Below are 14,562 nucleotides of genomic sequence, written 5' to 3'. Positions count from 1 at the left end.
CCTTGCCATGCGGCGTCGCTGACCACGCCCGTTTTTCGCCAGATGCATCCAAGATGACTCCTTTGAAGCTTGCCGTACTGCCAGCCCTGTTTGCCCTTGCCGTTTGCCAGACCACCACCGCCGGTACCGTCTCTTCCGCATCGTTCCAGGCCACCTTCGTCGTCCACGATGCGTGCACCATCGTCTCGCAGCGCGGCGGCGCCCAGGTACGCTGCCAGCACAACACGCCCTATCTGCTGCTCCAGCAGGCAACGCCATCGGGCGCCGACCTCGTCACCGTCACGTTCTAAAAATAAATCGTTGCCGTCACCGTGTCCTTGTAATCGCCGGGGCGCGGCGACACCTGCGCCGGCACGCGGCCGTAGATCGTCAGCGGCACGCTGGCGCCCGTGCCCGTGCCTGTCACCATGCTGGTGCCAGCCGTGCCATCGCCCCATGGCGCACCATCGAGGGTGGCTGACAGCAGGTAACTGACCTTGTCCGTGGTGACGGTGTTCTTCATTTGCCGGTTGGCCACATTGAGCGCCACGCTGCCGCCGTTGAGGGCAATCTGGTAGGCATTGTTGTTCACACAACGCACGGACAAGGTGCTGGTGCTGCGCAGGTTGCCCGTCAGGATGGAAGCATTCGCAAACGCCATCGGCGTGGCCGTGATGGTGCAATCGTTGATGGCCGTGGCATTCACCGTGAAACCGAAGCTGCCGCTGCTGGCCGTGCACCCCTGCAGGTTGATGAGGCCATACGTGGTGTAGGTATAGGTGCCCACGCCGGCAAAGCTCGACGTATAGGCGGTATTGGCATTGGCGACCGTGGGCACGGCGGCCAGGGCCGTGCCGGCAGGAATCTTTGCGTACACGGTAAAGGTGGTGGAATACGTGCCGGGCGGCGCCAGCAAGCCGGCCGACAGGATCATGCCGAAGGTCGACGGCGCGCCCGTCACGCCGGCGCCGCCCCAGATCTTCGCCGTCGCATACGAATTGTCCACGTACACGTTGTACTCCATGCGATTGCTGCCATTGCCCAGCTTGCGCGGCAGGGCCGAGGTGGAATTCGTGCCCAGCCCCAGCGAGATGCACACTTGCGCATTGGGCGTGAGCAACTGCCCCAGGTTCAGCGACGAAAACAGGCAGCTGAAGGTGCCCGTTGCCTGCGCCACGTAGTCGGTGCCGGAAATCGGGCTGACGGAGCCGAAATCGATATTCGTCATGCTGACCGTGCAGGTGTCTGCCGCCTGCGCCACGCTGCCCCAGGCGCAGCCCAGCAGCAGAGTCAGCGATAACAGCAGGCGGCGCATCAGCGGCCTGCCCCGGCGCCGGCAGCAGCGCTAACGCAGTGCAGCGGCCCGATCACGGGCAAGCCGCCCGCCGCCGGACGCGCATAGGCAAAACGCACCGTGCAGGCGCTGTCGCCCTCGCCAACTTGCAGCTGATTCTGCTCAAGCAGATCATCGACGAAAACGATGCCGTCAAATCCCACCACCGTCTGCTTGCCGCTTTGCACGTGCAACACGGGCAAGCCCGTGGCCAGCGGCCTGCCCTGCGCATCCTGGACGATGACGGTGGCCGCGCTGTAACGCTCGATGGGAAAGGCCGCCAGCACGCCCGCCAGATGTTGCGGCACGACATTGATATTGCTCACGGGTACCCGCGCGTCAACATCGAGTTCATCCGTGGCGATGCTGATCTGGTTATTGCCATAAGGATTCAAATTCGGCACCAGCAGATAGCCGCTCCTGCCCGTCACGCCGATCTGGCGGTTTTCATGCAGCACCGGAATATTGCCCACGCCGCCCGTGGAAACCAGCGCAAAACCGTTGCCCACCTGGCGCGCCGTCTCGATATGGCCATCCATCAGCACCAGCGCTCCTGCCGCGCCCAGCGAAGAGGCATTGCCCATGCTGCTGCTTTGCGTGCGCGCGCTCACGCGGCCGTCATTGCCCAGGTATTCCACCTGCGCCTGGCGATAGGCATTGCTGCCCGCCGTACCGGCCTGCAAGTTCCAACCGAAGCCGCCGCCAAAGTCCGCCGCGCGCTGTGCGCTGATGCTGCGGCCGCTCTCGCCGTTCTGCCGGCTGCTGTTCACGCTGATGGCCAGATTGTTGTCGAAGGCCATGCTCAGGCCAAAGTAGAAGCCCCGTTTCTCGCGTTGCCGCAAGTCCTGGAACAGGCTGGCGTTGAAGAACAGGCCGTGAAACAGGGTGGCCGAATAGCCAAAGGTGGCCAGCTTCGATGGCGGCGCGCCAGGCGTGCGGTAGCTGATGTAGCTGCTGCTGATGCTGCTTCCTGCAGGTAATGGCAGGCTGACGGTGAGGCGGTCCGCCGCGCGCACCACGGGGCTGCCGTCGCGCGAAGCCAGGTCGCCAAACCCGGCGCTGGCGCGCACGCTTTGCGCATCCACGCTGAAGCGCGGCCCCATGTACTGGTAGCCGGCGCCCAGCTGCACGCCACGGCTGCGGCCGGCGCTGGCCGACAGCGAACCGTTGAGCACGCCCGCCTGGCCCAGCCGCACCAGTGCGCCCGCCCCCGCCTGATACAGGCCGGCGGCCAATTCCGCATGGCCTTCAATCGTCAAATTGTCGCTGACGCCGTAGCGGCCGGAAGCGCTGGCGACCAGTTGCCGTTCATAGCCAAACAGGCGGCGGCCATAGTCGCGCCGCACGGCGCCCGCCTCGACCGAGTAATCGCTCAAGCCGCCGGCCAGCATGCGCGTATCGACATACAGGGGCAGCACGGTCGTCACGCTGCGCCCCAGCGCATCGCGCGTGATGATGGTGGCTTGCCCGGCGCCATTGATGCCGGCCACCTGGTTCAGTACAAATGGACCGCTGGGTACGCTGGCAGCATATTGCTGCACGCCGTTGACATACAGGCTCAGCGACGAAGGCACGAGCGCCGTGCCATCGACGGAGGCGACAGGAAAGGTCAGCAGGTCAGGGCGCAGCTGGAAATTCTTGCGCCACTGCACGCCGCCGACGCGCACGGCGCGGCTCCAGCTGAGCGACGAGGAAATCAGGTCACCCACCTGCCACGTTTGCAAGGTCTCGGGGTCCGCGTGGCTCCAGAAGGTGTCAAAGCGCATGTATTTGCGCTGGTCCGACCCCAGGTTCAAGGTGCCGGTATTGCTGAAGACGCCGCTGCCATTGAAATAACGCAAATCGTTGAAGATGGCGGCGCGCCGCGTCTGGCCCAGCTCCGCATACGCTTCGTAATTGAGCACGGCGCCGGGCGTGACGCGCGATGGTGGCGTCTGCGCCGCCGTGCGCGCGCTGATGCGGTAAGGCGAGCGCAAGTCGTCCGCCACCTGCAGCGACACGCTCTGGCGCGCCGCATCATAGTCATAGCGAAGTCCGGGAATCGCATCGAGCGCGACCTCGGCCTGACCGGATGCGCCCAGGCGCGCCGGGTCCAGCCCCAGCTGCTGCAGGTTCGCCACACTGCTGCGCAAGCCTTTGCCCACCTGGGTAAAGCGCAAGATCAGCCCGGTTGATTCAGCATTCACAGTGACCTCCAGATACAGTTCATTCGGCGCCGCCGGATCGCTGGGCAAGCTGGCGGGACCCGGATCGGCGCCCGTCACGGCCGCCGCATCGGCCCTGGCCAGCGGTACCATGGCCAGCAGCAGCAAGGATGCCAGGACGCATTTCATGGTTTCGCCGCTTTCGCCCAAGGCGCGCAGCAAGCCGGCCCGTCATGGCAGCCATGTTCAAGGTGTCGAATTCTTGGCAATGAGTGCCTTGGCATTCACATTTACCGCAATACTCAACGGCCCATCCAGTTCAGCCTCCCTGGCAACGGGCAGGCGCCATACGCGCATGCGTGCCGCCAGGACATAACCAAACAGCCCCTTGCTGATGACAAACTCCTTGCCCGCCTGATTCGTCAATGTCATCGCACCGATCTGCGCATGGAAATTGCCGCTGTTCTTGACACGCAACATCCACTCGCCCTGTTCGCGGAACACTTGCCAGTCGAGCACTTCCTTGCCCGGCGCACCGGCCGGCAGCACGAACACGGGCACCGAGTAGCGCAGGCGGATATCGACGCCGCTGCGGCCCGCCTCATCTTCGCGGCTGACTTCATCGATGAGCACGCGATACGTCTTTTCCTGCGCGACAGGGCCAGCCTGGGCACGCACCAGGCGGATCGTCTGCCGGCTGTTGGCGGCGATTTCGACGATCGGCGGACTGGCCACCAGTTCCTGCGTCGGCGCCAGCGTTTCCTCGCCATCGCGCTGATCCCAGACGAACACGCGCACCTGCCCGTAGATGGGCTGGTCGCCGAGGTTTTGCAGGCTGATGCCGGCCGCACTCTGTGCGGCGCGCAAATTGAGCGTCACCGGCGAAATCTGCAGGCTGGCGCCGTGCGCGCCCGCAGCGCAGCAAGCCAGCAATGCCAGCACGCCTTTCATCAGGGAAGCAGCACAGGCCTTCACGCAGCGCCTGGCTTAAAAGTAAACGGTAGCCGTGATCGTCGACTTGTAGGTATCGGGGGCCGGTGTCGCTTGCGGCGGAATATTGCCGTACACCGTGATCGGCTGCGATGAGCCGTTGCCGGTGCCGCCGACGGTATTCGTGCCCTGGGTATCGCCCCACAAGGTGCTGCCGGCCGTCTGGTACAGATTGAATTGCACCGTCCCCAGGTTGCCGCCCGTGCCGCTCATATAGCGCGTCGTGCCGGTCGAGCCGGTACCCGAGCCGGCCGTCAAGCCCACGTTATACAGCGTGGTATTGGTGCAGGTGACATTCACGGTCGTATTGACGTTCACGGCAGTAGCCAGTACGCCCTGACTTTGGCCAAAGTCGAGATTGGCCGCCGCGATGGTGCAATTGGCGATGATTTTCAGGGTGACGTCAAAGGTGGTGCTGGCGCTGCCATTCAGATACACGGCTGCGTCGGCGCCACGAGGCAGGAGCGCCGTGGCGGCAATGGCCACGCTGGCAGCAACGATAAGGCGGGGAAAAATAACTCGCAACATGATACCTCCTGATGATGAAACATCATTAATGAGCCCGCCAATATGGAGGGCGTCGAGGATAGTCACGGTATTGCCGGCGTTTTCTTGGGCACGCAAACCAGGACGACAAAATACTTGCGCCGGGAGTCAGGAATCAAGGGACTCCGGCATTGTTTGCAGCATTGGCAAAACAGATTTTTTGGCAATCGACATTGCTTAAAATCAATGCATGAATGAATTATTGGCGATCTGGGAAATCCGCGCTTCTTCTCGCGGAGAAACATCTTTTGAAATACGAGAAAAGCAGAAAAAAAAGAAAAAGCGAGGCATAATAAGCCACAACTTGCTTTTTGGTTAAGTCATCCATGCCATGCCATTGACCAGCGAAACCATCAAAAAAAACATCTTGATCGTGGATGATTCCGCGTTCGAGCAGCGCATGCTGATGGAGCTGCTCAGCGAGCAGCCCTACCGTTTCAGCATTGCCTTCAACGGCTACCAGGGCTACCAGCTGGCATTGGCCACGCATCCCGACCTGATCCTGCTCGATGTGCGCATGCCCGAGATGGATGGCTACACGGCATGCCGTTTGCTCAAGGCCAATCCCGAAACGGAAGAGATTCCCGTGATCTTTCTCAGCGGCGCCGATGCCGCCAAGGAACGCATCATGGGCTTGCAGGTGGGGGGCGTCGACTACATTTCGAAGCCGTTCACGCCGGAGGAACTGGCCGCGCGCATCCATATCCACCTGGGTTTGATGCGTAAAAGCAACAGTACCTTGCCAGCAACGGTGCCGATCAGCGACAAGCTGCAGCATCCCGACCTGGTGTTCGTCAATGCGGTCAAACAGCTGATCCTCGACAACCTGGGCAGCCTGCCGAACCTGTCCGAAATCGCCCGCAGCGTGGGCACCTACCGCGAAAAGCTGACGCTGATGTTCCGCGAGCAAACGGGCATGACGGTCTTCGCCTTCATCCGCGAAGCGCGCATTGCCCGCGGCGTGGAATTGCTGCAGCAGACGGACATCGACGTGCAGGATATCGCCCTGCTGATCGGCTTTCACAACGCGGGCAACTTCGCCACCGCCTTTCGCGAACGCATGGGCGTTCCCCCCAGCGCCTACCGCCAGCGCCTGCAGGAGCAGACGGGGCAGCGGCAGGCGGCGAGTGGTTAGAACTTGTAGTTCAGCTTGAGCGCCGCAACGCGTCCACGCGGATCGGCCTGGGTAAAGTCAAAGCCGGTGGAAGCATAGTCCCAGGGCGCACGCTTGTTGGCCAGGTTTTGCACGATGAAGGTGACGTTTGCCGCCGGCGTGACTTGCCAGCTGCTGGTCACGTCGAACGTGCTGAAGGCAGCCACCGATTCATCGAGGTGCTGCTGCTGCGCATAGCTGCCCACGTAGTTCCATGTGAGCGTGGACGACCACTTGCCCTGCTCCCAGGTGGCCGAGCTGACGCCGCGCCATTTCGGGATGGAGCCGAAGTAGTTGGTGCCGGCGCCATCGGTCAGCGGTGCGCCATCGGACAGCGGTTCGGCAAAGCGCAGCACGCGGCTCAGCTGGCCGGTCAGGGTCAGCTTGCCCCAGTCCTTGTCGACGAAGCGCTGACGCAGGTCCAGGTCTATGCCCGACACTTCGCGCTGGCCCTGGTTGCGGAACTGGCGGTACAGGGTCGTGATGCGTCCATCGGCACCGCGCGTGATCTGTTGCGGCGCCGTGCTTTCATTCTCGAGGATGGTGGTGGCGCTGGCCGTGCCGATCACGCCATCCTGCTTGATACGGTAGTAATCGAGGCCGATGCTCGAACTGCTGGTGGGCGACACCACCACGCCCAGGTTCAGGTTTTTCGACCGCTCGGGGCGCAGGTTCGGATTGGCGATGGTCATGACCGTCACGCCGCGCGACTGCGTCGGCGTCAGGGGATCGCGGGCATCGATCACGCCGGTATAGCTGACGGCCGTGCTGTCGGTGATTTCCGGCAGCGATGGCGCGCGGAAGGCGCGTGAAACGGTGCCACGCAGCAACAACCATGGCGCCGCCTGGTAGCGCGCGCTGGCCTTGGGCGAAAACGCATTGCCGAAGTCGCTGTAATGGTCGGCGCGTCCCGCCACGTTGACGGACAGGTCTTTTACGACGGGCACATTGAATTCGGCAAACAGGGCCGACACATTGCGCGAGCCGTTGATGATATTGAGTGCGGGGCGCAGTTCCGTGCCCGACAGCACGGCCGTCGAGGTTTGCGAATCCATCTTTTCGCGGCGCCACTGGGCGCCGGCGGCAAATCCCAGCGGGCCCGCTGGCAAGTCCCAGATATCCTTGGCCGCCGAGAAGTCGAGCGTGTCGAGCGTCGATTCGGCCGGGCGCAGGGTCGACAGGCGCAGGCGGTTGCGCACGGCTTCGCTGTTTTGCGACTGGTCAAAGAAATTGTAGCTGCCGTCGGCCAGCACTTTCTGGAATTCGTAGCGGTTGACGAAGTTCTGCACCGTTTCCTCCAGCTTGCTGCTGGAATGGGCCACGGCCGTATCCCAGTCCCAACCCGCCCAGGTACCCTTGGCGCCGGCCAGCGCGCGGTAGAAGGTGACGCGGTCCTGCTTCAGGCGCGGTCCCAGGTCGAACAGCGTGGCAGTAAATGGCAAGGGCGTCGTGCCCGGATTGTTCGGATGGCCCACGGGCAGCACCACGGGGATGGTATCGAGCAGCTTGGTGCTGTTGTTCCACACGCGCGTGGCGTTGTTCACCGTCAGCGGCGCGCTGAAGGTCTGGTCGGCGCGCGAATAACTGTGCAGCAAGTCGACATAGGCTTCCGTGTCCGCGTTCAGCTTGAGGGTGCCGCGCAGCGACGAGTGGATGCGCTGGATGCCCGGGATCAGCGTTTTATACGGCGCCGGATTGTAGGCCAGCACCTGGCCGCTGCCAGTGGGATTGATGTCCTTGTACGGCACCAGCTGCAGCGGGCCGCGCACGCCGCCGAGGGTCTTCGTGGGGTCGTTGCCGGCGTAATTCGTGGCGGTCCAGCCGAGGCTGCCGCGCTGTTGCTGGCGGTAGTCGGCATCGCGCAGCCATGCCACGTCGCTTTGCTGCAGCTTGTCGCGCTGCTGGGCATCGACCGAGAAGACCACGCTGTAGCCATCTTCCTCGAGCTTGCCGAAACCCGTTTGCAGCGCCGCGCTCTTTTCGTGCTGGCCCGTGCCTTGCGTCGAGCCGCCCCATTGCGCCGTGATGTCCGTGCCCGTGAATTCCTTGTACAGGATGATGTTGACCACGCCGGCCACGGCGTCGGAGCCATACACGGATGAGGCGCCATCCTTGAGCACCTCGATGCGCTGCACGGCCGCCATCGGCAGGCTGTTCAGGTCAACGAAGGTCTGCTGCAAATCCTGCGCCGTGGCATAGCTGGCCACGCGGCGGCCATTCACGAGGATCAGGGTATTTTGCTGGCCGATGCCGCGCAGCGACAGGCCCGAGGTGCCGGCCGAGAAACTGCCCGTATATTGTTCGTTGTAGCTGTTGCCGCTATTGGCGGAGATGGCGCGCAGCACGTCCGACACGCTGGTCTTGCCGCCGGCTTTCAATTCCTTGGCCGTGATGACCTGCACGGCGCTGGCGCCCTCCTTTTCGCTGACGCGGATATTCGATCCGGTGACGTTAACACGCAGCATGTCGTCCTCGGCATGGGCGAAGGCAGGAAAGGCGGCGGCGATGGCAAGACTGATGGCGAGTGGTTTGAACATGGTTTCCTCTTATTGGGATTGCAGCCTTTTTCCGATAAAAAAGGCCGAGCAGGGGCACGCGGACCGGGTGGGCCAGCGGGCAAACGACAACGAAATGGATGGAATGACTTAGGGGATGCGTGGACGGGCACGCACCGGCATCCACTGCGCCATGCATTGCATGGTCAGCTGGTGCGGGGCGGCGGAAAAACAGGCAAAAATGGCAAAACGCAACATAAAAAACACCGGTAAGCGGGGAAAGGCCACTATATCCCGGTGTCTTTAGCGCGTGAACGAATTAAAAATTGATTGTATATATGATTTGAATCTAAGGACTTGGTATATGGCAATATCAAGCGTCGGCAATCACCGCAGGCGCCTGCGCCGCGCGGCGTGCCTGCACGCCCCACCAGTACCAGGAAATCACGGCATTGATCCAGTAGGCCGCATACAGCACGGCCGTCAGGTGCAGGCCGCGGCTGTAGTAGAGCGGCACGGCCACGGTATTGACCAGCAGCCAGAAAGCCCAGGTTTCGATGCGTCGGCTCATCAGCAGGAATTGCGCGATGATGCTAAATACCAACACTGCCGAATCGATGAAGGGCGCGTAGGCATTCGTAAAGCGGTGCAGCAGCATGCCGTAGATCGCCACGGAGGCGATGCCGGCCGGTACCACCCAGGCCAGGCTGCGCCAGCCCGTACGCGTGATTGGCAAGGGCTTGCCGTTGGCGCCGCGCCGCCATTGCAGCCAGCCGATGACGCAGGTGACGATGAAAAACAGCTGCAGCATCACGTCGGCGTACAGGTTGACCTGGAAAAACAGCACGGCAAACAGCACGCAGCCAACCATGCCGATCCACCAGGAATGAATATTATTGCGTCCAGCCAGGATGATGGAGGCAGTCATCAGCACATTGGCGGCGATCTCGAGCGGGGCAGTCAAGCAGTCTTCCTTTGCGGGGCAGTGGTGGCACCGCGCCACTATAGCCGATTACACTGCACGGTGTTCGCCGCGCCGGAGGCGGCACCCATGGGGAAAAGCGGCAAAAAACGCGCAAACATCGAGGAAATGCGAACCAGGCCGGCCTTCAGCGGCCGCAGCCCTTGACTTCCCTGGCCATTCTGGCAAATTGACTATCAAGTTGAAACTCCAGGGAAGCTCCCATATGCGCATGCGCCATCTCCTGTTTGCGGCAGTGCTCGGCGTATCTGCCCTGCCCGCCGTGGCTTGCCGCATGACGATGGCGCTGGAGCAGTGGCCGCCCTATGTCTACCGCGATGCCCAGGACCGCTATACGGGCCTGGACCTGGATTTGCTGAAAGCCATTTTCAAGCAAGCCCGCTGCACCCTGGTCACCTTGCCGGAACTGCCCACGGCGCGGCGCCAGCTGCTGTTCCAGAAAGGGGGACTGGACCTGATGCTGGCCGCGTCGGAGACGCCGGAACGCCAGTCCTATGCGCGCTTTTCCATCCCGTATCGCGACGAAGCCGTGGGACTCTTCAGCAAATCCGGCGCGCCCGGCAGCCAGCGCCAGATCGCCAGCTTCGCGCAGCTCGCGCGCGGCAACTCGACCTTGCTGGCGCCCAAAGTGGGCTGGTATGGCGCGCAGTACGCGGCGGCCCGGCCGGTGCTGGAAAAGGCTGGTCGCCTGAATGCGTTCGGCAGCTTCCAGCAAGGCGTGCGCATGCTCGATGCGGGCCGCGCCGACCTGCTGCTGGGCGACGTGCTGGCCGTGCGCCACGAAGCGCGCCTGCAGGGCGTCGCCTTGAACGCCCTGCCCTTCCTGGCCCTGCGCGCTCCCGTGCACCTGATGCTCAATGCGCGCACGACCAGCGCCGCCGACCTGGCGCGCCTGAACGCCGCCATCACGCACCTGGAGCAGCGCGGCGTGCTGGCGGCGATACGCAACAGCTACGAAGCACCGTAGCGGAGGTCAGCTCTTCGACGCCGCCTCGAGGATTTCCAGCTTCGTTTCACGGCCATTCTTTTGCACGCCCTGCGCCTTGTCGTAGCTTTCGATCAGCGCGCGGTACGGCGGCACGATATGGTCGGTCATGATGGCGGCGAATTCCATCGCGTCGGCGCGGTTCCAGGTGCTCATCACTTCCGCCAGCACGGCATACGTGTCGATCGGCACGGCGCCCGCCTGCGTCACGCGCGCCATGGTGATATCGGTGGCCATCTTCGACCAGTTGCCCGAGGCGTCGATGATGGCAAACACCTTGTAGCCGGCCGCCAGCGCGCTGATGGTGGGAAAAGCCATGCACACGCTGGTGAGCGTGCCGGCGATCAGCAGGGTCTTGCGGCCCGTCTTTTCGATGGCGTCGACCCAGGCAGGATTGTCCCAGGCGTTGATCTGGCCCGTGCGCGGGATGTAGACGGCGTCCGGGTTGAAATGGTGGATTTCCGGGATCAATGGGCCGTTCGGGCCGTCCGGCACGGAAGCGGTGGTAAACGTCGGCATGTTGGCCAGGCGCGACAGCTTGGCCAGCGCCGTGACGTGGCCGCGCAGCACGTGCTGCTCGATGTCGCGCACCAGCTGGAACAAGCCGCTCTGGTGGTCGATCAGCAGCATGACGGCGTCGTCGGGATCGATCATCGGTGGCAAACCTTGGAAGTTGGCGGGGGTGCTCATGGTGGTCTCCTCAAAAACCATGCCGCGGGATGCGGCATGGGTACTGCACAAATTAATGACGCACATTACGGCGCGATATGGGCGAAGCGGCCGCTGTTGAAATCCTCGAATGCCTGCACGATTTCCGCCTCGCTGTTCATGACGAACGGACCGTGGCCGACGATGGGTTCGTCGATCGGCTCGCCGCTCAGCAGCAGAACCACGGCGTCGTTGTTCGCTTCGATGGTGATGCTGTCGCCATCGCGCTCGAACAGCGCCATCTGCGCTTCGCGCACCACGCTCTCGCCATTGACCAGCACCGTGCCGTGCAGGACGATCAGCGCCGTGCTCCAACCTCTCGTCACGGGCAGCTCCGTCAGCTTGCCCTGAGCCAGGCGCATGTCCCACACCTGCATCGGCGAAAACGTGCGGGCCGGGCCATGCTGGCCGTCGAAGTCGCCGGCGATCACGCGCAACGAACCGGCATCGTCCGGCAGCGCCACCGTGGGAATCGTGTCGCTGCTGATGGCCTGGTAGCCGGGCGCCGTCATCTTGTTTTGGGCCGGCAGGTTCACCCACAGCTGCACCATTTCCAGGGTGCCGCCCGACTGCGTGAAGGCAGGCGAGTGAAACTCTTCATGCAGGATGCCGGCGCCGGCCGTCATCCATTGCACGTCGCCGGGGCCGATCACGCCGCCCTGGCCCGTCGAATCGCGGTGCGCCACTTCGCCCTTGTAGACGATGGTCACCGTTTCAAAGCCGCGGTGCGGGTGCGAACCGACGCCGGGCGGACGGGTGCCGGGCGCAAATTCGGCAGGGCCGGCATAGTCGAGCAGCAGGAATGGGCTCAGCTGCTTGCCATGGCCGTTATACGAAAACATCGAGCGCACGGGAAAACCGTCGCCGACCCAGTGCTGGCGGGGTGCGCTGTAGATACCTGTGACTGTGTTCATCTCGATCTCCTGTTGGGGTTTGCATTACGATGAAGACAGAATATGCTTGCAACGATGAAGCCGGTAGACGGTAAAATCTGCCATCAGCGTTCCAAAAATAGAACGATCAAGGAGATGGCATGCAGGACTTGAATGACTTGTATTACTTTGTGCAGGTGGTCGACCATGGCGGTTTCGCGCCGGCAGGGCGCGCGCTGGGCATGCCGAAATCAAAACTGAGCCGGCGCATCGCCCTGCTGGAAGAGCGCCTCGGCGCGCGCCTGCTGCAACGCACGACGCGGCACTTTTCCGTCACCGACGTGGGCCAGACGTTTTACGAGCATTGCAAGGCCATGCTGGTGGAAGCGGAGGCGGCGCAGGAAGCGATCGAACTGACGCGGGCCGCGCCACGGGGCACGGTGCGCCTGTCCTGTCCCATCGCCCTGCTGCACTCCCTGGTCGCGCCCATGCTGGCCGGCTTCATGCGCGAGCATCCGCAAGTGACCTTGCTGCTGGAAGCGAGCAACCGCCGCGTCGACCTGGTAGCCGAAGGCATCGACGTGGCCATCCGCGTGCGCCCGCCGCCGCTGCCCGACAGCGACCTGGTGCTGCGCGTGCTGGCCGAACGCAGCCAGTGCATGGTGGGCAGCCCGCTGCTGTTCGCCGGCGCGCCCGTGCCGAAGGCGCCGGCCGACCTGGCCGACTGGCCCAGCCTGGCCCTGGGCACGCCGCAACAGCACTACCAGTGGGATTTGTACGGCCCCGATGGCGCGCGCGCCCAGTTGCGCCACGTGCCGCGCTTCGTCACGGGCGACATGCTGACCCTGCGCGACGCGGCCGTGGCCGGCGTGGGCGTGGTGCAGCTGCCGACCATGATGATCACCGAACAGGTGGCCGATGGCAGCCTGCTGCCGCTGATGGAGCAGTGGCGGCCACAGCGCGAAATCATCCACGCCGTTTTCCCGTCGCGGCGCGGCCTGCTGCCGGCCGTGCGTACGCTGATCGACTACCTGGCGCACAGCTTCGCCGCGCTGGAGGAAGAGTGAGGGTTTTCAGGTACGATGGCATACCCTCCAATCGCCTGGATACCGCATGCGTTTATTGATTTTGTCGGACCTGCACCACGAATTATGGCGCGACGAAGCGCCGCAGGGCGACCTCGCGCTCAGCTGCCCCGACGCCGTGATCCTGGCCGGCGACATCGACACGGGCGCCCGCGCCGTCGCCTGGGCCGCCAGCACATTCGCGGGCCTGCCCGTGCTGTACGTGCATGGCAACCACGAAGGCTATGGCCACCACCTCGACAAGGTGCGCCAGGAGCTGCGCGCGCTCTGTGCGGCCACGGACAACGTGCATTTTCTCGACGCCGATACCCACGTCATCACCGACAAGGCTGGCAACGCCGTGCGCTTCCTGGGCGCCACCCTGTGGACGGATTTCCGCCTGCTGGGCGACGATACGCGCCAGTCGGCCATGCGCGATGCGGAAGCCGTCATGAACGACTACAAGCGCATCCGCCTGGCCAGCATGGGCTTTCGCAAGCTGCGCGCGGCCGACACGGCCATGTTCCACGCGCAGCAAAAAGCCTGGCTGGCGCGCGAACTGGCGCAGCCATTCCATGGCGCTACCGTCGTCATCAGCCACATGGCGCCGTCGCTGCTTTCGGTCGATGATGCCTACGGCAGCGAAGGGTGTTCGCCCGCCTATGCCTCTCGTCTGGACGAGCTGGCCGCGCAGGCGGACCTGTGGGTGCATGGCCACATCCACGCCTCGCGCGACTACCGCATCGGCCAGTGCCGCGTCGTATCCAATCCCTGCGGCTACAAGACGCGCAGCGGCACGCCGCAAAATCCCCAGTTCAACCCGAACTTCATCGTCGAACTGGGCACGCCCTAGTCGTCGGCCTTCAGGCGCCCCGCCAGCAATTGCTGCAGGCGGTGCTTGCCGGCCCGGCGTGCCGCGCGCGGCGACGCTACCGACTGGTGCGCGCCGGCGCCGCCGCGCAGCCTGGCGGCTGCCACCAGCGGATTGCGCGGCTTGGGCGTGGCTTTCACTTTGATCTTCATGGTGCTTCCTTTCAATCCTTGATGCATGGGCATCACGGTATTTCCTGTCCTTATATGGGGTCGTGCAAAACAAAAAACCCCGGCGAGTTTCCTCACCGGGGTTTGAAGGACACCGGCTCGGGATCGGCAATGTGCCGATGGCCCCGAGCGTCATGCACGGGGCTAGTGGTAGTACTTGCTGCCAGCCTGCTCGAACATGGGTTTCCTTTCTTTTATCTGGTTAATCTGAACTGCGGACGACGATTCTGCACCTTATGCTGCAGTGCGTCAACCGCTTTTCATGGCGAA

Annotated in this window: 14 protein-coding genes; 5 read left to right on the top strand and 9 right to left on the bottom strand. The window is 63.4% G+C overall.

Features of this window, described 5'->3' with window-relative positions:
* Positions 1 to 53 precede the first annotated feature (53 nt).
* Positions 54 to 290, top strand: a complete 237-nt coding sequence (locus JAB1_RS04650) for a hypothetical protein (RefSeq protein WP_070278994.1) — start codon at positions 54 to 56, stop codon at positions 288 to 290.
* Here JAB1_RS04650 and JAB1_RS04645 read toward each other — a convergent pair.
* The 4 genes from JAB1_RS04645 to JAB1_RS04630 are packed head-to-tail and all read right to left on the bottom strand — an operon-like array spanning position 287 to position 4,974.
* Entirely contained in the window at positions 287 to 1,294 is a 1,008-nt protein-coding gene (locus tag JAB1_RS04645; RefSeq protein ID WP_070278993.1) for a spore coat U domain-containing protein, read from the bottom strand. The two genes, JAB1_RS04650 and JAB1_RS04645, sit on opposite strands and share 4 nt — an antisense overlap.
* Entirely contained in the window at positions 1,294 to 3,645 is a 2,352-nt protein-coding gene (locus JAB1_RS04640) for a fimbria/pilus outer membrane usher protein (protein WP_070279017.1), read from the bottom strand. Before JAB1_RS04640 ends, JAB1_RS04645 begins: the two co-directional genes overlap by 1 nt.
* 57 nt (positions 3,646 to 3,702) lie before the next feature.
* Entirely contained in the window at positions 3,703 to 4,431 is a 729-nt protein-coding gene (locus JAB1_RS04635) for a fimbria/pilus periplasmic chaperone (RefSeq protein WP_225317167.1), read from the bottom strand.
* Positions 4,432 to 4,443: 12 nt separating this feature from the next.
* Complete coding sequence (locus tag JAB1_RS04630) at positions 4,444 to 4,974, bottom strand: spore coat U domain-containing protein (RefSeq protein ID WP_034778485.1); 531 nt, start codon at positions 4,972 to 4,974, stop codon at positions 4,444 to 4,446.
* Between the two features lie 349 nt (positions 4,975 to 5,323).
* Between JAB1_RS04630 and JAB1_RS04625 the strand changes: the two genes are divergently transcribed.
* Positions 5,324 to 6,127 carry a response regulator gene (locus JAB1_RS04625; RefSeq protein WP_070278992.1) on the top strand — a complete coding sequence of 268 codons (804 nt, stop codon included), beginning with the start codon at positions 5,324 to 5,326 and terminating at the stop codon, positions 6,125 to 6,127.
* Here the strand turns inward: JAB1_RS04625 and JAB1_RS04620 are convergent.
* Both JAB1_RS04620 and pnuC read right to left on the bottom strand, forming a co-directional pair.
* Positions 6,124 to 8,682, bottom strand: a complete 2,559-nt coding sequence (locus JAB1_RS04620; protein WP_070278991.1) for a TonB-dependent receptor — start codon at positions 8,680 to 8,682, stop codon at positions 6,124 to 6,126. The two genes, JAB1_RS04625 and JAB1_RS04620, sit on opposite strands and share 4 nt — an antisense overlap.
* A 331-nt stretch (positions 8,683 to 9,013) precedes the next feature.
* A complete protein-coding gene (gene pnuC, locus JAB1_RS04615) occupies positions 9,014 to 9,604 on the bottom strand; it encodes a nicotinamide riboside transporter PnuC (RefSeq protein WP_070278990.1) in 591 nt (196 codons plus the stop codon).
* Positions 9,605 to 9,833: 229 nt separating this feature from the next.
* Between pnuC and JAB1_RS04610 the strand changes: the two genes are divergently transcribed.
* Positions 9,834 to 10,589, top strand: coding sequence for a transporter substrate-binding domain-containing protein (locus JAB1_RS04610; protein ID WP_244965369.1), 756 nt, complete (start codon positions 9,834 to 9,836; stop codon positions 10,587 to 10,589).
* Between the two features lie 6 nt (positions 10,590 to 10,595).
* Here the strand turns inward: JAB1_RS04610 and JAB1_RS04605 are convergent, their stop codons facing one another.
* Both JAB1_RS04605 and JAB1_RS04600 read right to left on the bottom strand, forming a co-directional pair.
* Positions 10,596 to 11,297 (bottom strand): isochorismatase family protein, encoded by a 702-nt coding sequence (locus JAB1_RS04605; RefSeq protein WP_217494263.1) that lies wholly within the window; start codon positions 11,295 to 11,297, stop codon positions 10,596 to 10,598.
* A 65-nt stretch (positions 11,298 to 11,362) separates the two neighbouring features.
* The gene (locus tag JAB1_RS04600; protein WP_070278987.1) at positions 11,363 to 12,229 is read right to left on the bottom strand and encodes a pirin family protein; all 867 of its coding nucleotides are present in this window, start codon (positions 12,227 to 12,229) and stop codon (positions 11,363 to 11,365) included.
* A gap of 119 nt (positions 12,230 to 12,348) precedes the next feature.
* Here JAB1_RS04600 and JAB1_RS04595 point away from each other — a divergent pair, with 119 nt between their 5' ends.
* Both JAB1_RS04595 and JAB1_RS04590 read left to right on the top strand, forming a co-directional pair.
* Positions 12,349 to 13,254: a LysR family transcriptional regulator gene (locus JAB1_RS04595; RefSeq protein ID WP_034778462.1), complete on the top strand. Its 906-nt coding sequence runs from the start codon at positions 12,349 to 12,351 to the stop codon at positions 13,252 to 13,254.
* 46 nt (positions 13,255 to 13,300) lie between these two features.
* A complete protein-coding gene (locus JAB1_RS04590; protein ID WP_070278986.1) occupies positions 13,301 to 14,104 on the top strand; it encodes a metallophosphoesterase family protein in 804 nt (267 codons plus the stop codon).
* Here JAB1_RS04590 and JAB1_RS29810 read toward each other — a convergent pair.
* A complete protein-coding gene (locus JAB1_RS29810; RefSeq protein WP_162835747.1) occupies positions 14,101 to 14,274 on the bottom strand; it encodes a hypothetical protein in 174 nt (57 codons plus the stop codon). The genes JAB1_RS04590 and JAB1_RS29810 overlap by 4 nt on opposite strands.
* Positions 14,275 to 14,562: the final 288 nt, after the last annotated feature.

Origin of the sequence: Janthinobacterium sp. MP5059B (genome assembly GCF_001758645.1) — a bacterium.
Taxonomy (GTDB): Bacteria; Pseudomonadota; Gammaproteobacteria; order Burkholderiales; family Burkholderiaceae_D; genus Janthinobacterium; species Janthinobacterium lividum.
This window is presented reverse-complemented; position numbering and strand designations above follow the sequence as displayed.

What these genes read in the sequence shown, in the direction of transcription:
- JAB1_RS04650 (WP_070278994.1), top strand. Translation starts at nt 54, where the DNA reads ATGACTCCTTTGAAGCTTGCCGTACTGCCAGCCCTGTTTGCCCTTGCC.
- JAB1_RS04645 (WP_070278993.1), bottom strand. Translation starts at nt 1,294, where the DNA reads ATGCGCCGCCTGCTGTTATCGCTGACTCTGCTGCTGGGCTGCGCCTGG.
- JAB1_RS04640 (WP_070279017.1), bottom strand. Translation starts at nt 3,645, where the DNA reads ATGAAATGCGTCCTGGCATCCTTGCTGCTGCTGGCCATGGTACCGCTG.
- JAB1_RS04630 (WP_034778485.1), bottom strand. Translation starts at nt 4,974, where the DNA reads ATGTTGCGAGTTATTTTTCCCCGCCTTATCGTTGCTGCCAGCGTGGCC.
- JAB1_RS04625 (WP_070278992.1), top strand. Translation starts at nt 5,324, where the DNA reads ATGCCATTGACCAGCGAAACCATCAAAAAAAACATCTTGATCGTGGAT.
- JAB1_RS04620 (WP_070278991.1), bottom strand. Translation starts at nt 8,682, where the DNA reads ATGTTCAAACCACTCGCCATCAGTCTTGCCATCGCCGCCGCCTTTCCT.
- JAB1_RS04610 (WP_244965369.1), top strand. Translation starts at nt 9,834, where the DNA reads ATGCGCCATCTCCTGTTTGCGGCAGTGCTCGGCGTATCTGCCCTGCCC.
- JAB1_RS04605 (WP_217494263.1), bottom strand. Translation starts at nt 11,297, where the DNA reads ATGAGCACCCCCGCCAACTTCCAAGGTTTGCCACCGATGATCGATCCC.
- JAB1_RS04600 (WP_070278987.1), bottom strand. Translation starts at nt 12,229, where the DNA reads ATGAACACAGTCACAGGTATCTACAGCGCACCCCGCCAGCACTGGGTC.
- JAB1_RS04595 (WP_034778462.1), top strand. Translation starts at nt 12,349, where the DNA reads ATGCAGGACTTGAATGACTTGTATTACTTTGTGCAGGTGGTCGACCAT.
- JAB1_RS04590 (WP_070278986.1), top strand. Translation starts at nt 13,301, where the DNA reads ATGCGTTTATTGATTTTGTCGGACCTGCACCACGAATTATGGCGCGAC.
- JAB1_RS29810 (WP_162835747.1), bottom strand. Translation starts at nt 14,274, where the DNA reads ATGAAGATCAAAGTGAAAGCCACGCCCAAGCCGCGCAATCCGCTGGTG.